Origin of the sequence: Collinsella sp. Sow4_E3, from assembly GCF_052116285.1 — a bacterium.
Lineage (GTDB): Bacteria > Actinomycetota > Coriobacteriia > Coriobacteriales > Coriobacteriaceae > Collinsella.
In genome coordinates, this window is sequence record NZ_JBQKLJ010000018.1 from 1 (window position 1) to 15013 (window position 15013).

The 15013-nt window shown below is 33.4% G+C and carries 27 protein-coding genes; 6 read left to right on the top strand and 21 right to left on the bottom strand.

Features of this window, described 5'->3' with window-relative positions:
* The 5 genes from ACTQ48_RS09355 to ACTQ48_RS09375 all read right to left on the bottom strand — a co-directional run.
* On the bottom strand, nt 1-904 hold a 904-nt coding region (locus tag ACTQ48_RS09355), incomplete at its 3' end, for a DUF1351 domain-containing protein (RefSeq protein ID WP_441570717.1).
* Nucleotides 904-1647 (bottom strand): ERF family protein, encoded by a 744-nt coding sequence (locus tag ACTQ48_RS09360; protein WP_002401996.1) that lies wholly within the window; start codon nt 1645-1647, stop codon nt 904-906. The genes ACTQ48_RS09360 and ACTQ48_RS09355, both read right to left, overlap by 1 nt.
* 200 nt (nt 1648-1847) lie before the next feature.
* Complete coding sequence (locus ACTQ48_RS09365; RefSeq protein ID WP_002395693.1) at nt 1848-2021, bottom strand: hypothetical protein; 174 nt, start codon at nt 2019-2021, stop codon at nt 1848-1850.
* Nucleotides 2022-2032: 11 nt separating this feature from the next.
* On the bottom strand, nt 2033-2218 hold the full coding sequence (locus ACTQ48_RS09370) for a hypothetical protein (RefSeq protein ID WP_002364665.1): 186 nt from the start codon (nt 2216-2218) through the stop codon (nt 2033-2035).
* Between the two features lie 10 nt (nt 2219-2228).
* A complete protein-coding gene (locus ACTQ48_RS09375) occupies nt 2229-2939 on the bottom strand; it encodes a Rha family transcriptional regulator (protein WP_441570719.1) in 711 nt (236 codons plus the stop codon).
* A 79-nt stretch (nt 2940-3018) separates the two neighbouring features.
* Between ACTQ48_RS09375 and ACTQ48_RS09380 the strand changes: the two genes are divergently transcribed.
* Nucleotides 3019-3441, top strand: a complete 423-nt coding sequence (locus ACTQ48_RS09380) for a hypothetical protein (RefSeq protein ID WP_010828994.1) — start codon at nt 3019-3021, stop codon at nt 3439-3441.
* 178 nt (nt 3442-3619) lie between these two features.
* Nucleotides 3620-3829, top strand: coding sequence for a hypothetical protein (locus ACTQ48_RS09385; RefSeq protein WP_142960439.1), 210 nt, complete (start codon nt 3620-3622; stop codon nt 3827-3829).
* Here the strand turns inward: ACTQ48_RS09385 and ACTQ48_RS09390 are convergent.
* The 4 genes from ACTQ48_RS09390 to ACTQ48_RS09405 all read right to left on the bottom strand — a co-directional run bounded on the left by ACTQ48_RS09390 (nt 3819) and on the right by ACTQ48_RS09405 (nt 5583).
* Nucleotides 3819-3974, bottom strand: a complete 156-nt coding sequence (locus ACTQ48_RS09390) for a hypothetical protein (RefSeq protein ID WP_010822645.1) — start codon at nt 3972-3974, stop codon at nt 3819-3821. The genes ACTQ48_RS09385 and ACTQ48_RS09390 overlap by 11 nt on opposite strands.
* A gap of 269 nt (nt 3975-4243) precedes the next feature.
* A complete protein-coding gene (locus tag ACTQ48_RS09395) occupies nt 4244-4573 on the bottom strand; it encodes a DUF771 domain-containing protein (protein ID WP_141442174.1) in 330 nt (109 codons plus the stop codon).
* 15 nt (nt 4574-4588) lie between these two features.
* On the bottom strand, nt 4589-4792 hold the full coding sequence (locus ACTQ48_RS09400) for a helix-turn-helix domain-containing protein (protein WP_002296611.1): 204 nt from the start codon (nt 4790-4792) through the stop codon (nt 4589-4591).
* 14 nt (nt 4793-4806) lie between these two features.
* Nucleotides 4807-5583, bottom strand: a complete 777-nt coding sequence (locus tag ACTQ48_RS09405) for a phage antirepressor KilAC domain-containing protein (protein ID WP_441570721.1) — start codon at nt 5581-5583, stop codon at nt 4807-4809.
* Nucleotides 5584-5882: 299 nt separating this feature from the next.
* On the opposite strand from ACTQ48_RS09405, the gene ACTQ48_RS09410 reads away from it, so the two are divergent.
* The 4 genes from ACTQ48_RS09410 (at nt 5883) to ACTQ48_RS09425 (ending at nt 8571) form a co-directional block, all read left to right on the top strand.
* Nucleotides 5883-6203: a helix-turn-helix domain-containing protein gene (locus tag ACTQ48_RS09410; RefSeq protein WP_128437535.1), complete on the top strand. Its 321-nt coding sequence runs from the start codon at nt 5883-5885 to the stop codon at nt 6201-6203.
* 38 nt (nt 6204-6241) lie between these two features.
* The gene (locus tag ACTQ48_RS09415; RefSeq protein WP_441570723.1) at nt 6242-6643 is read left to right on the top strand and encodes an ImmA/IrrE family metallo-endopeptidase; all 402 of its coding nucleotides are present in this window, start codon (nt 6242-6244) and stop codon (nt 6641-6643) included.
* An 81-nt stretch (nt 6644-6724) separates the two neighbouring features.
* Nucleotides 6725-7309, top strand: a complete 585-nt coding sequence (locus ACTQ48_RS09420; RefSeq protein ID WP_002401949.1) for a DUF4352 domain-containing protein — start codon at nt 6725-6727, stop codon at nt 7307-7309.
* Nucleotides 7310-7434: 125 nt separating this feature from the next.
* On the top strand, nt 7435-8571 hold the full coding sequence (locus ACTQ48_RS09425) for a site-specific integrase (protein WP_202522099.1): 1137 nt from the start codon (nt 7435-7437) through the stop codon (nt 8569-8571).
* A gap of 208 nt (nt 8572-8779) precedes the next feature.
* Here ACTQ48_RS09425 and ACTQ48_RS09430 read toward each other — a convergent pair whose 3' ends face one another.
* The 12 genes from ACTQ48_RS09430 to ACTQ48_RS09485 all read right to left on the bottom strand — a co-directional run bounded on the left by ACTQ48_RS09430 (nt 8780) and on the right by ACTQ48_RS09485 (nt 14995).
* Entirely contained in the window at nt 8780-9265 is a 486-nt protein-coding gene (locus tag ACTQ48_RS09430; protein WP_441570725.1) for a hypothetical protein, read from the bottom strand.
* Nucleotides 9266-9469: 204 nt separating this feature from the next.
* The gene (locus tag ACTQ48_RS09435; protein ID WP_142425755.1) at nt 9470-10114 is read right to left on the bottom strand and encodes a hypothetical protein; all 645 of its coding nucleotides are present in this window, start codon (nt 10112-10114) and stop codon (nt 9470-9472) included.
* Complete coding sequence (locus ACTQ48_RS09440) at nt 10104-10607, bottom strand: Panacea domain-containing protein (RefSeq protein ID WP_142425754.1); 504 nt, start codon at nt 10605-10607, stop codon at nt 10104-10106. Before ACTQ48_RS09440 ends, ACTQ48_RS09435 begins: the two co-directional genes overlap by 11 nt.
* Nucleotides 10608-10900: 293 nt before the next feature.
* Nucleotides 10901-12001 (bottom strand): SH3 domain-containing protein, encoded by a 1101-nt coding sequence (locus ACTQ48_RS09445; protein WP_441570726.1) that lies wholly within the window; start codon nt 11999-12001, stop codon nt 10901-10903.
* Nucleotides 12002-12003: 2 nt separating this feature from the next.
* A complete protein-coding gene (locus ACTQ48_RS09450; protein WP_002380792.1) occupies nt 12004-12210 on the bottom strand; it encodes a phage holin in 207 nt (68 codons plus the stop codon).
* Entirely contained in the window at nt 12207-12428 is a 222-nt protein-coding gene (locus ACTQ48_RS09455; RefSeq protein ID WP_441549915.1) for a hypothetical protein, read from the bottom strand. The genes ACTQ48_RS09450 and ACTQ48_RS09455 overlap by 4 nt, the downstream gene beginning before the upstream one ends.
* A gap of 27 nt (nt 12429-12455) precedes the next feature.
* On the bottom strand, nt 12456-12593 hold the full coding sequence (locus ACTQ48_RS09460; RefSeq protein WP_141407711.1) for an XkdX family protein: 138 nt from the start codon (nt 12591-12593) through the stop codon (nt 12456-12458).
* Nucleotides 12593-12967, bottom strand: a complete 375-nt coding sequence (locus ACTQ48_RS09465) for a hypothetical protein (protein WP_441549914.1) — start codon at nt 12965-12967, stop codon at nt 12593-12595. Before ACTQ48_RS09465 ends, ACTQ48_RS09460 begins: the two co-directional genes overlap by 1 nt.
* A 14-nt stretch (nt 12968-12981) precedes the next feature.
* Nucleotides 12982-13494 (bottom strand): hypothetical protein, encoded by a 513-nt coding sequence (locus tag ACTQ48_RS09470; protein ID WP_441570727.1) that lies wholly within the window; start codon nt 13492-13494, stop codon nt 12982-12984.
* Nucleotides 13494-13811, bottom strand: a complete 318-nt coding sequence (locus ACTQ48_RS09475) for a hypothetical protein (RefSeq protein ID WP_441570729.1) — start codon at nt 13809-13811, stop codon at nt 13494-13496. The genes ACTQ48_RS09470 and ACTQ48_RS09475 overlap by 1 nt, the downstream gene beginning before the upstream one ends.
* Nucleotides 13804-14121, bottom strand: a complete 318-nt coding sequence (locus ACTQ48_RS09480; protein ID WP_100966698.1) for a hypothetical protein — start codon at nt 14119-14121, stop codon at nt 13804-13806. Before ACTQ48_RS09480 ends, ACTQ48_RS09475 begins: the two co-directional genes overlap by 8 nt.
* Complete coding sequence (locus ACTQ48_RS09485) at nt 14114-14995, bottom strand: phage baseplate upper protein (protein ID WP_441570731.1); 882 nt, start codon at nt 14993-14995, stop codon at nt 14114-14116. Before ACTQ48_RS09485 ends, ACTQ48_RS09480 begins: the two co-directional genes overlap by 8 nt.
* Nucleotides 14996-15013 lie beyond the last annotated feature (18 nt).

Consider the following 15013-nt stretch of genomic DNA (forward strand, 5'->3'; position numbering starts at 1 on the left):
CTATAAACTCATTAAGTGCTGTCAATTGACTGTGCGAACCTGAAAGTCGTAATGTTACTGTATTTTTATTTGTATCTTTTACTTCCGCTTTTGGTGATAGTTCACTGACTATTTCTCCTGTATTTTTGTCAATTACTTTATCTTCTACGACTGTTTCATTTAATTCTCGCATTGCTGCTTCATATTCTTCATGTGCTTTCTGTTGTTCTATAGCCCTTTGTTCAGCGGCTTTTTTCTTTGCTAGTGCAGCATCAATCTCAATCATCAATTCTGCAGCTGTTTTTCCGTTATCAATTTGACTTAACCACGAGTAAGGCTCTAATCCTAATGCCTTTACATAATTTTCTATAATCGCTTTTTCTCCTATAACTCGCTCTTTTTCTTTAAAAATCATTGTCATATCGGCAGCAATTTCTTCTAAAGTTTTTTTATTTATTTCTCCTTTTGCAGTAAAAGAACTCTTATTTAACCAGTTATTTCTAATACCTACTTCTTCTACCTCAACGCTATAGTTTTCTGACATTTCTTTAATAGTATCTTTGATTTTTTCAAGCCTCTTAGAACGTTCTGTTTCTTCATATAATTGGATACTTTCGTTGATGCCATCACTTACTAACTTAATTTGTCCAACATAAGTTTTAATTTTGTCTTCAAACGATTTCAAGGGTTTGTTATACTCGTTTTTTATTGCTTTGCGCTCATTATCTAAAAGTGTCGCCACTTTATTTAAATCCGCTTTTGCTTGCTTGGCTTCTGGAATATTCGCATCTGTAAAAATCATACTTGAGTAATGATTTACTGCTTTATCAACCATTTCTTTTAGTTGCGATTCGTTCTGAATTGTCATTTCACTGGCTTTAAAATCTACTTTAAACTGCACATTTGTTGTTAATTCATTTGTCATTACCTTTGCCCCCAGTTAATATTTTTTACTTGATCATTTGTATTGTTTTTATTGATCTCTATTTCATAGTTACTTTTCCACTTATTTAACTGTCTCATTGCTTCTGGATACTGTTTATCTGTCATACTGTCTAATGTTTGTGCACCAACATGTTGCAACAATCCATTTCTAACAACTTGCATATCGCTTGAGCTTAGTTCCGCTACTTTTCTTATTAAATCGTTCATCTCTGATATTTGTTTACCATTAACCAAATTTATTGGTTCTTTAGCATCAAGCTTCTTTTGAAATGAATCAGGATCATCTTTATCTGTTGCAATATTAAAAAATTTCAATAAAAAATATTTTTCTGCATAAGTTAATGCTTTACCTACACCCTTCTCACCAGCAATATCAACACCTTGTGCATACCACTTTGATTCCAAAAAATCTTCTGGATTATCAATATTAATCCAGCGCATAGTCATCTCAAGTTCAGTAAAATATGTTATTCTTTGTTTCTGTTCCGTCTGTTTCGTGTACTTATTGTATTGATTTATAATCTCTATCTGGTCCTTAACTTTATGGCCTGTAATTGCTGGCTGTAATAACAATCCCATTTCATTAATTTTTGAATGTAAAGCTCCTAGGACATCACTTGACCCAACATAATTAAATTGACTTCCTGATTGTTCTTTTTTTAAATAAGATACTTTTTTTCTTACTTCTGCTAATCTTTGATAAACATTTAGTTGTTCAGCCATTTAACAAGACCTCATTTCTGTGATATAATTTTTCTTGTATAATTTTTGTATGCGACTTATTGCTTGCCGGCTTAAGTCGCTTTTTTGTCGTCATGCGACACCTCTACGCTCTTTTTGTTGCGCAATGTATATTTTATTTTTTTGTTGCTTGTACCATAAATCAGCAAGTTTTTTTGTTTGTTCTAATTTGTCTTTTCTTGTCACTTCTTAACCTCTCTATCTTCAAGTGCCAGATCATAAAACAGTGTCCAAATGATGAATAAGCCGATATAAATATTTTGGATAATCGGATTAAAATTTCCGCCTACTATCAACCCCAATCCGAAAACGATTAGCAACACTGCAATTCTTCTTAAGTTATAAATTTTTCTCATTTCATTTCTCCTTAAATATGCATTCTATTTTGAATCTCTAAGTATCTTAAAAATTCAAGTTCTTTTTCAATTTGATATGCTTTTCCTTCGGTCAGTTGTTCTGATTGTCTAAGCGCTGCTCTATCATCTTGTAGCTGTTTACGCTCTTTTTTGATTTGGTTGAGTATCCAGCTTTCTTGTTCAGTTGTATAAGCCATAATATTCTCCCTACGCTATGTCGTTTAAGTCTAAACTCATTTGTCTTACAACTGTTTTTGTGGCTGTGGACGGCTCCCAGTCATTGATATATTCAATTACCATTGGATAATGTTTTTCTCTTAATTGTGATCTGGTACCCACGCCTGTAATTTGCTTAATACCTGAATTAATATCTTTGTATAACTTTCCACGCTGTTCCTTTGTGATTTTCCCAAATCCTTTTGCAACTTCTGCTACTCGTTGATGAACTCGACGTGATAAGTAACCATAATCATCTGCACCGATTTTTTGATTGTCTTTTAAGTCGGCTACTTCTTTTTCAATTACATCTACACGCTCATTTGTTTCTTCATTTGCTGATAAAGCAAGCATCGCCAATTGTCTTTGCGAGGTTGGAAGTTTAGGCTGTTGAATTTCTTTTTCCATTTGATTAAAAGCTTCGATATATTTCAATTTAAATTGCAAAGCTTTTTGACCAGTGAATCCCATTGCTAATAATGTAAATCCGTCACGGTTCATAATTACTTGGCGATAAGATTGTTTGTTTTGCGGATGAATGTAGGTATCTTCGTAAAATAGGTCGGCATAATTTTGTGCCACCCCCTCTTTTAATTCATCAATGGCTTTTAGAACAACTTTGTGTTCTTTTCCGAAAGTTTCTGCAACTTGTAAACTACTTGTTACTGCTTGTTGATCTTTCATAATTACTAAATTTGTCATTTGGTTTACTTCCTTTCTGGTATAATTAGTTTATCGGCACTTACTATGTCAAAATAATTAATTTAAGGTGGTAGTTAGCATGAATAACCTAGAACATACAACTAAAAAAATAATTAAATTTATTTATGTTCAGCCAGAAGTTTCTGTATCAATTGAAAAGATACTAAGAAAATTTAAGTGGTTGAATCGTGATGACTTGCAATCAATCTTGCATCAAATGGAAGAAAGTAATTTTGTTGAGTTATCTCCTAAAAGTTCTTTTACATTTGAAACAGTCGGAACTATTGATGAGGGAATATATGAAGAAAGTAAAAATAAAAAATCATCAACCTTAATTTTTGCTACGCATGTTTCACTAACTCTCAAAGGCAAAGACAATGCAGAAGAACAGCATGCTTTACTTTTAAAGGCACGTAAGGAACTCATCGCTCAACCTCTTGTCAATTCTCTAATTTCTGGAATTATCGGTTTTATCTTGGGCTATTTTTTCCACTCAATGTGACAAATAACCTATAACAGCCGCTAAAATTAAAATAACTGTAGTATAGATAGTTTCTGGCATTTTTTTTAGTCTTTTTCGCTCCGGATCATACTGGAGCTTTTTGTGTTTCATATTCATTTTCCGTTTCTTCCTTTCTGGTATAATTTTCTTATCAGCAAGTGGTCTGCTGAAATAATTTATGATTGGTGGTGAAAATATTATGGGTATTAAGATAAATGGTATGGATAACTTAAGAAAAAAATTAAATGATCCTGCTACACTTGCAAAAAAAGCAATGGATAGTAAGGGTGGCCATCCTATAAAGTGTCCTAATTGCGGAAAAACAATCAAAGTAACATCAAATGGTGCTAAGTGTACTTGTGGACAGAAAATAGAACTTAATTTTTAAGGTCTACATCAAATTCAACTGAAGCCAATTCGTCTGCCAACGTTTTGGCTTCTTTTATTAATCCAATTAATCTTTCTGCTTTTTTTGTAGCTTCTTCAATTCCTTTAACTTCCACATTAATTTGTAATGACTGTTCCTTCTGCATTTTTTTCATCTCCCATTCTGATTTTGTTTCACTCCTGATAAAATTTTCTCAATTTTCTCTTGACGAGTAGTTATTCTCCTAGCTAATTCTTCCGATATTTTATTAATGCCACATTGCGGGTTTACATTAATATTTTTTGGATCCTTGCTACTCTCAATAGCTTGGAGCATTTTTGCTATCTCTTCTGGTGTTCATTCGATTGTTATTTTCATGTTCTGCCTCCTTAGTTATTTTGTTTGTATTTGTTGCATTGCCCTTATTTACAAGTTTTAGTTGCTCCCTTTCTTTAAAATATCTGCAAAATTTTCATCTAAAAATTCAAGCATTTTTCTTCTTTGAAAAAGATAGGTGTCGCGACCGTCCCCTGGATAATAAACAAAACCATCTTTATTTTTATCTATATCTAATATTTTTCTATATCTGGGATTTTTCAATACATTACTGGTAAACCATTCATATCCACGATTTACCCTGTCTAATACTTCTTTCAACGTCATCCAGTTTCCTGTCTCATCAGCTTTTTTTAATTCTTCATATTCAACTTTAGAGATAATAACGTAATCTGAAGGTACTGGAATTTTAGCTTCTAGATATTGCATTAGTTGTTCCTCCCTTTACAATTCGTACATAGTGATAATCGAATCTATAATTCTGTTTGCTTCTGCAGAAGTCTTTTTACCGTTTAAAATCAAAGATAAGTAGCTTTTGCTAATTCCAAATCTTTCAGCAAGCATGGTGTAAGTTAAGAACTTTGAACTTTCGACATATTCTTTGATTTTTTCTCTATCTCGTTGAGTGATTTCTGCAATGTCAGTCATACTAAAACTCCTTTCTAACCAATTTCCTCTAAATCCATTTGAGGGTAATATCCTTCTTTTTTTAGTAATTCGTAGATAAATAGACGCCCTTTCTGTGTCCATTTGGTATTCATTACAATTTTAGAGCCACCATCGGCTTTCGGGATCTCAGTTGTATGAGATTTTGTGTATCCTTGGTTCATGTGTTTTTTGCACAATAACCATTGGTTACCGACTTTTTTCTGAATACCTAGTTTATGAAGTAATTTATTCATCTGTTGTGGAGACATCCCATAATCTGCTGCAATCTGGCTAATTGTTACTGAATCTGTAGAAGATAATATGCTATCTAAATAGGAGATTTTAGGTTCGTACTCTGCAATCTTTTGTTCTGCGATTAATCTTCCAGTTCTTTCTTCTTTTAGTTGAGTTGCTAATTGAATGATTGTATCTGGATTAAGCAAAGCTTCTTCTACTTTTTCTGGAGTTAGATAACCTCCATGTTTTCTAATTGCTGGCAACACTTCACTTGTTACCCAACGTTTAAATTTTTTGGCAGAGGGAAGTTTTGATTTTAAGATTAAACTGTAAAGGCCTGACTCGTTGATGATTGTCATATTACGATTTTGACCTGATGCACTAATTCTGTGCATTAGCTTATCCTCTTCATCAACATGATTTCTGACAGCGTTGTCTGCGCGTTCGTATCCAAGAATTTCGGCTACATCTTTTCCTACGAAATACGGTTCATCATTTACTAAAATTGTCCGAACTTCGTTTTGTTCGAAATTAAAAATTTGTGGTGTGTTCATATTTCTCATTCCTTTCTTTTATATTCGTAAACAAATTTAACAACAATTATCTAACCAGTGTTGACTTTATTAGATTAATAATCTATACTAAATGCATAGTTAAATAAGACATAAAACAATTGATTTAAAAAGCTTTCTTGGCGGTTGGCGTTTATTAATCGATAGTATTTTTTGTTGTCTTTTTAGTTGTTAAATTTGTTTACAAAACATAGTATAGCTTAATAATGTATATAAGTCAACTATTTTTATATTATTTATCTTAACTTTTTTTGTAAGCATTCAGAAAGGTTGATTTATCAATGAATACTTACGAAATAATAAAGGAGTTAGCAAAAGAAAAAGGATTATCCATTAGACAGCTCGAAATGAATTTCGGGTATTCGAATGGATATTTAGGAAGTTGGAAAAGACAAACTCCTAATTCTATTGAGTTAGCTCGGTTAGCTGACTATTTCGATGTCTCTGTAGACTTCCTTCTAGGTAGAGAAGAAAGAGAAACGCCTAAACATGTGGATTTATCAGAAGACGATACTGTTTTTTCTTTTGATGGAAAAGAAATATCTAAGGAGACAATGCGTAAAGCGATTGCAATTGCTAAAGCTTTAGAAGAAAATGAATAGTTGGAGTGATGGGGTGTATGTATTTAAAGTTGAAAGAAATGCTGAGTGAGTATAATTTAAAGTTAATCTATATGGAAATGGAAGAACCAGGTTTTTATTATCCAAAACCAAGAATAGTATTTTTGAATGAAAAACTACACGAAGATAGTTCCGAAGCTTTTCATTTAGCCCACGAGCTCGGTCATTTCATTGCTTCACATTTTGAATATTCAGTATTGTACGATAACTCTACAACTTTTCATTCAAAATTCGAAACTGAAGCTGATAGAATCGCAATTATGATTTTACTAAATATCTTTATTGAGAACGAACTGACTGATGAATCTCAGTTCAAATTAGAAAATTTCATGGAGTTCTACTCTATCAATAATAAGTTAAGAACAGAATGTTTTAATGTTTGCCAGTCTTATTTCAAGAAAAAATACTCTTACGCACAATAAAAAAGCCCGTGCTGCAACACGGACTCATACCTCATTTCTGAGATCACAAATACATTATAACAAGAAATGAGGAAAATTTAAATGTCAAAAAAAGTTATGGGTCAAGATGGAAAAACGTACAAAGTAAAAAAACCTTTCTACAAAAGAGTTTGGTTTTGGATACTAGCAGTAATTTTAATTGTAATTATTGGTTCTGCTTTAAATGGTGGATCAGATAGTAATAAAGCAAGTGATAATGGTGGCGAAAAAGTAACTAAATCTTCAACCTCTGCTTCATCTTCTAAAGAAGAAAAAAGCGATACCTTCTATAAGATTGGTGACACTGTAAAAGTTGGTGATGCTGAATATACACTAAATAGTGTAGAATTAACTGATGAAAGAAATCAATTTGAAGAAAACCAACCTGCACAAGTAGTAAAAATTACTTATACTGTAAAAAATGATGGTGATTCAGATATCCCTGTAGGTATGGATGTTGAAGTTTACGGCTCGGACAACAAAAAATCTGAAACTTATCCAAATGATAACACAATGGGCTCAGTCGCTCCTGGGAAAGAAATGGATTGTGTTGCTCACTTCGGTTTAAACCAGACAGGCGAAATTGAAATACATTTTAGCCCACTAGTATCTTTTGAAAAAGCTGCTAAATACAAAGTACCTGTTTAATATTAAGTAAACAAAAAAGCGCCATCTCTCCCTGTCCAAAGTTTGAGATGACGCAACTATAAAAACAAACCTAAAATAGGCCTATTTTCTATGCCTATTTTACCAGAAAACAGGAGGAATAGGCAATGGCTAGATTTATAAAGCGGGGAAATTCTTGGCAATACGAAATATCTTATAAAAAACAAGATGGCACGCATAGCAAATTAAGAAAAAGCGGGTTTAAAACTAAACGAGAAGCCAAAGAAGCAGCTGATGAAATTGAATATAATTTAAAAAAGGGGCTTCAAGGTGATAAACAAAATATCTTGTTGTCTGAATACTTTAAAGATTGGATGAATCTATATAAAAAAGATGTCGTTTCTGAAATAACATACAGAAAATACAAAGATACACTCAACAATATAGAAAGATATATGCCAAATATAATTCTTTCACAACTTACCCGACCATTGTACCAACGATATTTAAACAAGTTTGCCGAAGAGCATATGAAGTCAACTGTCATTAAATTTAATAACCATATCAGAGCATCGCTTAAAGATGCGGTTGAGGAAGGACTTATTCTATTTGATCCAACTAGAAAAGCTGTAATTAAAGGTAAAGAATCAGATAAAACCAAAAATGATAAATTTTTAGATTACGGGGATTTTAAGCGGTTAATGGAATTAGCTGAAAAAGGAATTGACCCACACTACGCATCGCCAATTATGGTTGTGGTAGCTGGTGCTACAGGTATGCGTTTTGCTGAATTATTAGGTACAACTTGGAATGATATAGATTTCGAAAAAGGAATAATCGATATTCATAAAACGTGGAATTACAAGATGAATTGCTGGGGAAAAACTAAAAACGAAAGTTCTGTACGTAAAATAAAAATTGATTTTCATACTGCTCAATTACTAAAAGAATACAAGAAAGCTCAAAAAGAATTGTTTGATAAACTAGAGGTACAAAACCCTGAACAATTTATCTTTTACAATTCTCAAAACGGGCTTATTTCTAATAACGCAGTAACTAAATACTTGAGAAAAAAACTATCTGAAATAGGTGTAACAAAAAAATTCACCTTACACGGTTTACGTCATACGCATGCTTCAGTTCTATTATATCAAGGTTGTGATACTATATATGTTTCTAAAAGGCTAGGGCATTCAAGTTTAGATACAACGATAACTACTTACTTACACATTATAAAAGAGCTAGATAACAAAAATGATGAAATGATTGATTCTGTATTCGATAAAATCTATAAAAGTAATTAACAATTTGGCACATTTTTGGCACAAATAAAACAAAACACCTATCAAATCAACATTTGAAAGGTGTTTTTTACGTTCCCGACTAAGGTTATTTAGTATTTTACTGTGTTCTTCTGTGTTCGAAATCACTATAATATAGCAATTCTGTTTTGTAAAGAAAAACAGAATTCTAAAATTTTTGGCACATTTTTTGGCACAAAAAAGAATAATACTATTCTATCCATTCATCATCGAAATATTCGTCTACAAATTCATCTATTATTTCGCAACGTTCTATTTCTTCCTCAAATGGATTTTCTTCAGGTATATGCTCTTCGCTCCATTTCGTGAAGTTATGAATCTGAATGTTTCTAATATCATAAAAATCGACCTCGTTTTCTCCAATCAATACAACGTCAAATTCTGCCATTCCACGAAAAACTCCGAACACATGAGGTTTTACGCGATCATATTCATCTAATGAGTTCAGCTGAATTTCTAGTACCTTATTTTGTTTAATTGAGCGATCTAAAAAATATTCTATTTGGTTTTGGGATTGCTGTGGTAGTCTCTCAATATTTCGAGCGTGATAATCATCAGTACTCTTTATTGCTTTTGTTAGCTCCCCCAGTGGAAATGCCGTTGGCCACTTTAATTCGAATGGCCTGTCAACATAATCATTGTAAGGTTTAAACTCTTTTTTAGTTCGTCTCACCATTTCTCCACACTCTCCTATCGAAAACATTATACGAACATCCGTTCTTATTTTCAAGAGAAATATTTCAAAAAAATAAAATTATCTTAAGGAAACTATTGATATTACATCACGTTCGTGAACCTAAATAAACATGTATTAAAAAATAAGCCTACCTCTCAAACGAGAAGTAGGCTTTTTCACACCTATTTTCAAAAAACTAGTGATTTAATCATCAAGTAAACTTTTGATATGGTCATTGCATACATAATAGTATTTTTGGAAAGTTCTTTCTTTCACTTGTTCTGGGTTAAGTCCTTTATGTCCTGAAATTAAACAAAGATGATATATATCGCAAAAAATCAACTTATAATTAGTTTCTTTATTGCCTGTCTCAGTAATTTTCAAGTAAATGCGAAAGGGATTTTCTTTATTGCCCTTTTCATAATGATGGATTCCATCTATCTTAAATATTGTCTCATTTTCGGCATTTAAAGTTTCATTTACTCCATATTCTTTTAAAACACATCGTAATGTGTCAGTATTCCCCTTAGAAAAATCAACTTGCTCATTGTTAGAACAAATGTAACTTATGTCATTAATTATTTTATCAAGAGTCTCCTTTGTCGTAATAGGTACATTATTTTTATTTATAAAATTAGTAAACTGTTTTTTTGGTAGTTTTTTTGAAATTAAAAATTCACTAGACACATCTATCTGTCTTGTTCTATCAGGTTCTTCTAAAAAAATTTCTCCACCATTTTTTAATTTGGCTTTTATATCAATTGTATTTTGAGGCATTAAAGTTTTTTTTACGACTTCATTACTTACTTGCGTTCCATTTTTTTTAGATACTTGAAAATCAAATAACACTAGCTTTGTATTCCTCTATGATTTTATCTTTGTTCATTTCCCTTTGATTATCTTGATAAGCGTTCTGCCATTCTAAATCTTCATGGCTTCTTTCGACTAATGTAAAATCTCCCATCTCATCAGTTTGTTTGATAACTTGGGTAATTAACTCATCAACAGCACGTTCCTGTTCAGTTAAAGGATTCCAGCTCTCTGCTTCATCTATTTTTTCAGGATTACGCTTGTTAATGTTATAAATACATCTTAAAACTGGACCGTATTGCCAAGCTTCGAATTTTTCAGAAAAAATATATTTAGGAAAGTCAGAACTTCCCTCGAATTTTTTCTCTGCCTCATTTTCTGAATTAAGTTGTCCCAATGTAGCTCCATAAAAGGCAAAAATAAAATATAAAGTTTTTTGTAGTCTAAGAGGAGTCATTTCTCTTGTAGATCTATCTTTAACCAATTTAGCTAAAGTAAGAATATTATTAAAAACTACTTCTTTTTCAGCCATTAAATCATTCCTCCTTCACGATACATAGAATAAGTTAAGTTTCCCTCAAGAAAATTATCCGATAGTCCACTTAAAAAGTCAACTCCTTGAGCTAATTAACTATCTAATCTTATAATAAATTTAGATAGAAAATTCATTACCAATAATGATTAAGAAATTCTATAATATTATTTAATAGTTCTTTTTTCTCTATCAATACTAATTTACAATTTTGCTTACAGAAACGATTAACTTTAATACGGGGAATATATATGTAACATCTCTCAATCATTAATAATTGAGAGATATTTGCTTTAATAACCAGTTCCCCAGGTATTCGATGAGTTGCCGTCATTCGGCCCCACAGGGATATAAATGCGTGTTCCGTTAACATCAGAACCACCTAAGAAAACATAGCCATCTGCGATATGAACCGAATCATATTTAAATTGTGAATATTTCGGCCACACACCGTAAACTGCCGCTGACAAACTCGGTGCACCATTGCGAAGAACAATACCTTCATTTACTCCGATAGTAAATGTTTTTGCAGGTGTCGGCTTGCTATTTTCCCACAATTCTGCAATATCTCCATCGTTTGCATAACCTAAAAGTTTGCCGCTGTTTTCGATACGATACAAGTTTTTACGACCATCTAATTTTTGAGTAATCGTGCCAACTTGGGTCCAAAGAGTGTTAGCATTGAGATGCTCGTTGATTGGTGCATCTGGATTTTTGTATATAGTAGTGAATCGGATATTTTGCCCAACTTTATATTTTGGTGCGTTCGGCTTGCCAGGGTTTACAATTGTTTCTGAACCATCTTCTGGCAATCCTGTCTGCAAGTCTTGTGCTAGTTGCGCCTTATTGATGCCCCACTGTGCTAAATATCCGTATGGATCAGTATGATCACCCCACCAATTTTTAGTAATCCAATCATGAGTGACTATTCCGTATCCTGTACCATCATCTAAGTCAAACGTTGCACCAATCTGTGTAGCTAAATCACGAATCAAATTTACATATGCGGCATAGTCCTTTTTGAATGTTTCTTTATTATTCGTTCGAGCGAGTTCGATTTGTGCATAGGCTTTTGCATTCGCTGTCGCACCTGCACCCCACTGGATTTGGCCAGCTGGCGCTAATTGTTTCACTCGACCACCAGAACCGACAAAATATGAAACATAGGCACTCGTCCAGTTCCGCTTCATATAGGCCGTTTCGTTGTCTAGACTGTTTGGACCAACATTGTTTCCGTTCCCTGATTCATGCAAGACAATTAATTCATTGGTCGCATAGCCTGGAAAATATCCGCCAAAATCAATCGGATCTTGTTCCACTTGGTATGCATCCACATTTATTGTGGGCATAAAAAATAGAGCGACAAGCGCTCCTACTAAAATTTTCTTTTTCATTTTTACTTCTCCTTGTCTTTTAAATTATATGCTGACACACCTGTTACTACTCCTAAAAAAGTTGCTATGGCATTAATAGTTAAAACAGCCATATCTGTTTGCTGCCATCCATAAGCTTTACCTAGCGTGGCAACCAAAACAGAACTTGCAGGTAGCACTGTTAGCACGCCCCATTTGATAATCTTGTAGTACTTATCTGGTAGAATCATTTTTTTGCTCCTTTCAATTCTATTATGTCATGTTCCGCTTCTTGCATTCGACCTTCTAATTTAAAGGTTCTTTCAATTGCTCCATTATGTTTTTCTACTTTCTTTTCTAGCTGTTCAATTCTGTAAGCTGTCAAATTGGCACTAGCTACAACTCCAATAAACGCGCCAATTGTGCTGCCTACTAATCCTATAACAGCGACAACAATTTCATTTGACAAAATAATTCCTCCAATAATAAAAACCGCTTAGCCTTTGCTAAACGGTTTTCCTGTCATTTTTGTAAATTCATCTTCTGTTATACAAAGTGGTACAAATTCTGCAACTTGTTCATCTGTAAAACAGCCCCAATCATACATCATTTTAATGTCATCATATGAATACATTATTTTGCACCTCCGATTTGTTCTTTAATCGCATCAATTTCTTTAGTATTTTGAAGAGACGTAAACATAGTCTTTGAATTGATTTGCGCAAGCGATTCTGCTTTAGCAGTTAGTTTTTCATTTGCTTGTTTTAAAGCAGTGTTATCTGCTTCTAATACTGCTGAAAGGTTTTCTAACAGATTTAATTTCTTCGAATAATCTTGCGTGACTGCTTCTTCCCATTTTTGTTCTGAAAAATTAAAAAATTGTGATTGTTCATTGTCCAAAGCTTCAAGCGGTTTAATCTCTACAAAAGGTAGAGATGTTGGAAAATTATCCTCTACTTCGTTTTTTTCAAAACCCATTGGGTACAATACTTTGTATACTACTTTCATTTTATTTTCCTCCTTTAATATGGATTTTTAGCCATCCAACAACTTGAAATAGTAATCCATGCTCCTTTTGCGACACTATCTTTACATACAATATTTGAGTTATCTGCTGTGTTAATGTATAACAAGCACATTTTGTCATCGCTGGTTTTGCCATACATTCGAACCGCTTCAATCGGATATGCCCATGTTGGAATGTTGAACCACACCGCCTGGTTATCTTTTAAAGCAGATAATCGGAATGATCCTGTGAGATATACCAGATCTCCCCGTCGGTATAATTTTAGAGAACCACCTGACATCACAGAAGCGTTGTTATCCTTATCTACCATTGCATAATCTGCTTTAGCATTTGTAAGTACTGGCTCTTTTCCTTTTACTTGAATTCCATCTTGAAAATTTTTAGTACCTAGAATAGTTTCATTTCCAACAGCCTTTACTAATTTTCCTTCGATACCATCAATGGCATCCGCGTGGGTTTTCATGTACTTATTGACACCATTTTCTTTTAGCTGAACGATATCTGCCATTACGCTTCACCTACCTTTTCAAATGTAAAAACTGGTAATGCATCCAATTTTGCTTTATCCGATTTGGACATTAAACCGTCTTTCTCAGAAGTGGCATTGCCAGGAAGTGTTGGAATAATAGTTGTGTCTGGCAGTGCTTTTACATCAGAAGCAGTTAAAACAACTTCACCTGTATGACCATTTACAGACGAGACAGTGCCTGCTTCAGCACCACTAATTTTTCCATCAACAAATTCATTTAATCCAACAATACCAGCTGTACTAGTTTGTACATCAATAGCTACGCCGTCTTTTTTCACTACATATAAATCAGGCATTTATTTCTTCATCTCCTTTTACTTTTTCAAACTCAACACCAGAACCACCTAGTTTTCCAGCTTCATAATCAGCTATGATTTTTAACATTTTGTCATACTCCTGTTTCGAAATCATAATCCCATCGATAGGTAAATCTAAGTCTGCACGCGTTATAATTACTGCGCCTGTATGTCCATTAACAGACAATACTTTTGATTGACCCGCAATAATTTTTTCTAATCCTCGAACAGCGGATGCATGTGTAATAGGATGAAACTGACGTTGAACGCCATTTTCATCGGTTTCCATCATTCGTTTTACTTTAACCACTTATTTCACCCACTTTTTCAAACACATAAGCGTTCTGTTTTGTATCATCAACTGTTGCGATAACCAATGCTCCATCGGACACAGGATAATCAACAGTACCAACAATTTCTGTTTCATGATTCAGCGAAAAAGTATCATCTTGTAAAATAATCAAGTCGCTTATTTCGCCATATTCTAACGTATATAAGCGTTTTTCTAATTTCTGATACAAATATTCCATATCTGCCAATAAACGTTCAGAAATTGAATTATGGCGCACTCCTTGAATGTCTACACGTGCATCCATTAGCTCAGCTAACATCGTTCCGCCTGGATCAATCGTTTTTAAAATATCTTTGATTGATTCGAACCATGAAGTGAAATCTGTTTTTTGCGCATCTCGCCACGCTTCGAACTCATCTTTTCTAGCATTCATCCAATCAGTAAAATCGCCCTTATTTTCGTTGATAAAGGCGGTCATGTCTGCGATTAAATCTTCGATGGACTGCCAATAAGAACCCATTTCGCCCTCTGTTTTAGAAGCAGCATTCACAACAAAGTAAGAAAAGTTTTGCGTCGCACCAATCAGGTTGTCGCCTTTATGAATACTGAAATATGCTTCCTGTCTGTGCAATGACTGCATAGAATATTCATCAAAGGTATACTGGATAATCCCTTTTTTGGCATTCACAATTTTTGCCGCTCGTTGAATCGGATACTTTTTATCAATAACTGATTCAAAAAATACTTCGCAACCTGTTAAATCAAGTGGCAAAGCATTTTCAACTAATATAGCTTCTAAAACTTCGGTATTTCGGTTCCCTTGCCGTACATTTTGAATGCCAATGTAATTGTATGGCTCCGTGGTGCTTAGTGTCGCTTGCCATTTAACCATTGAAAAATCCTCCTTTCG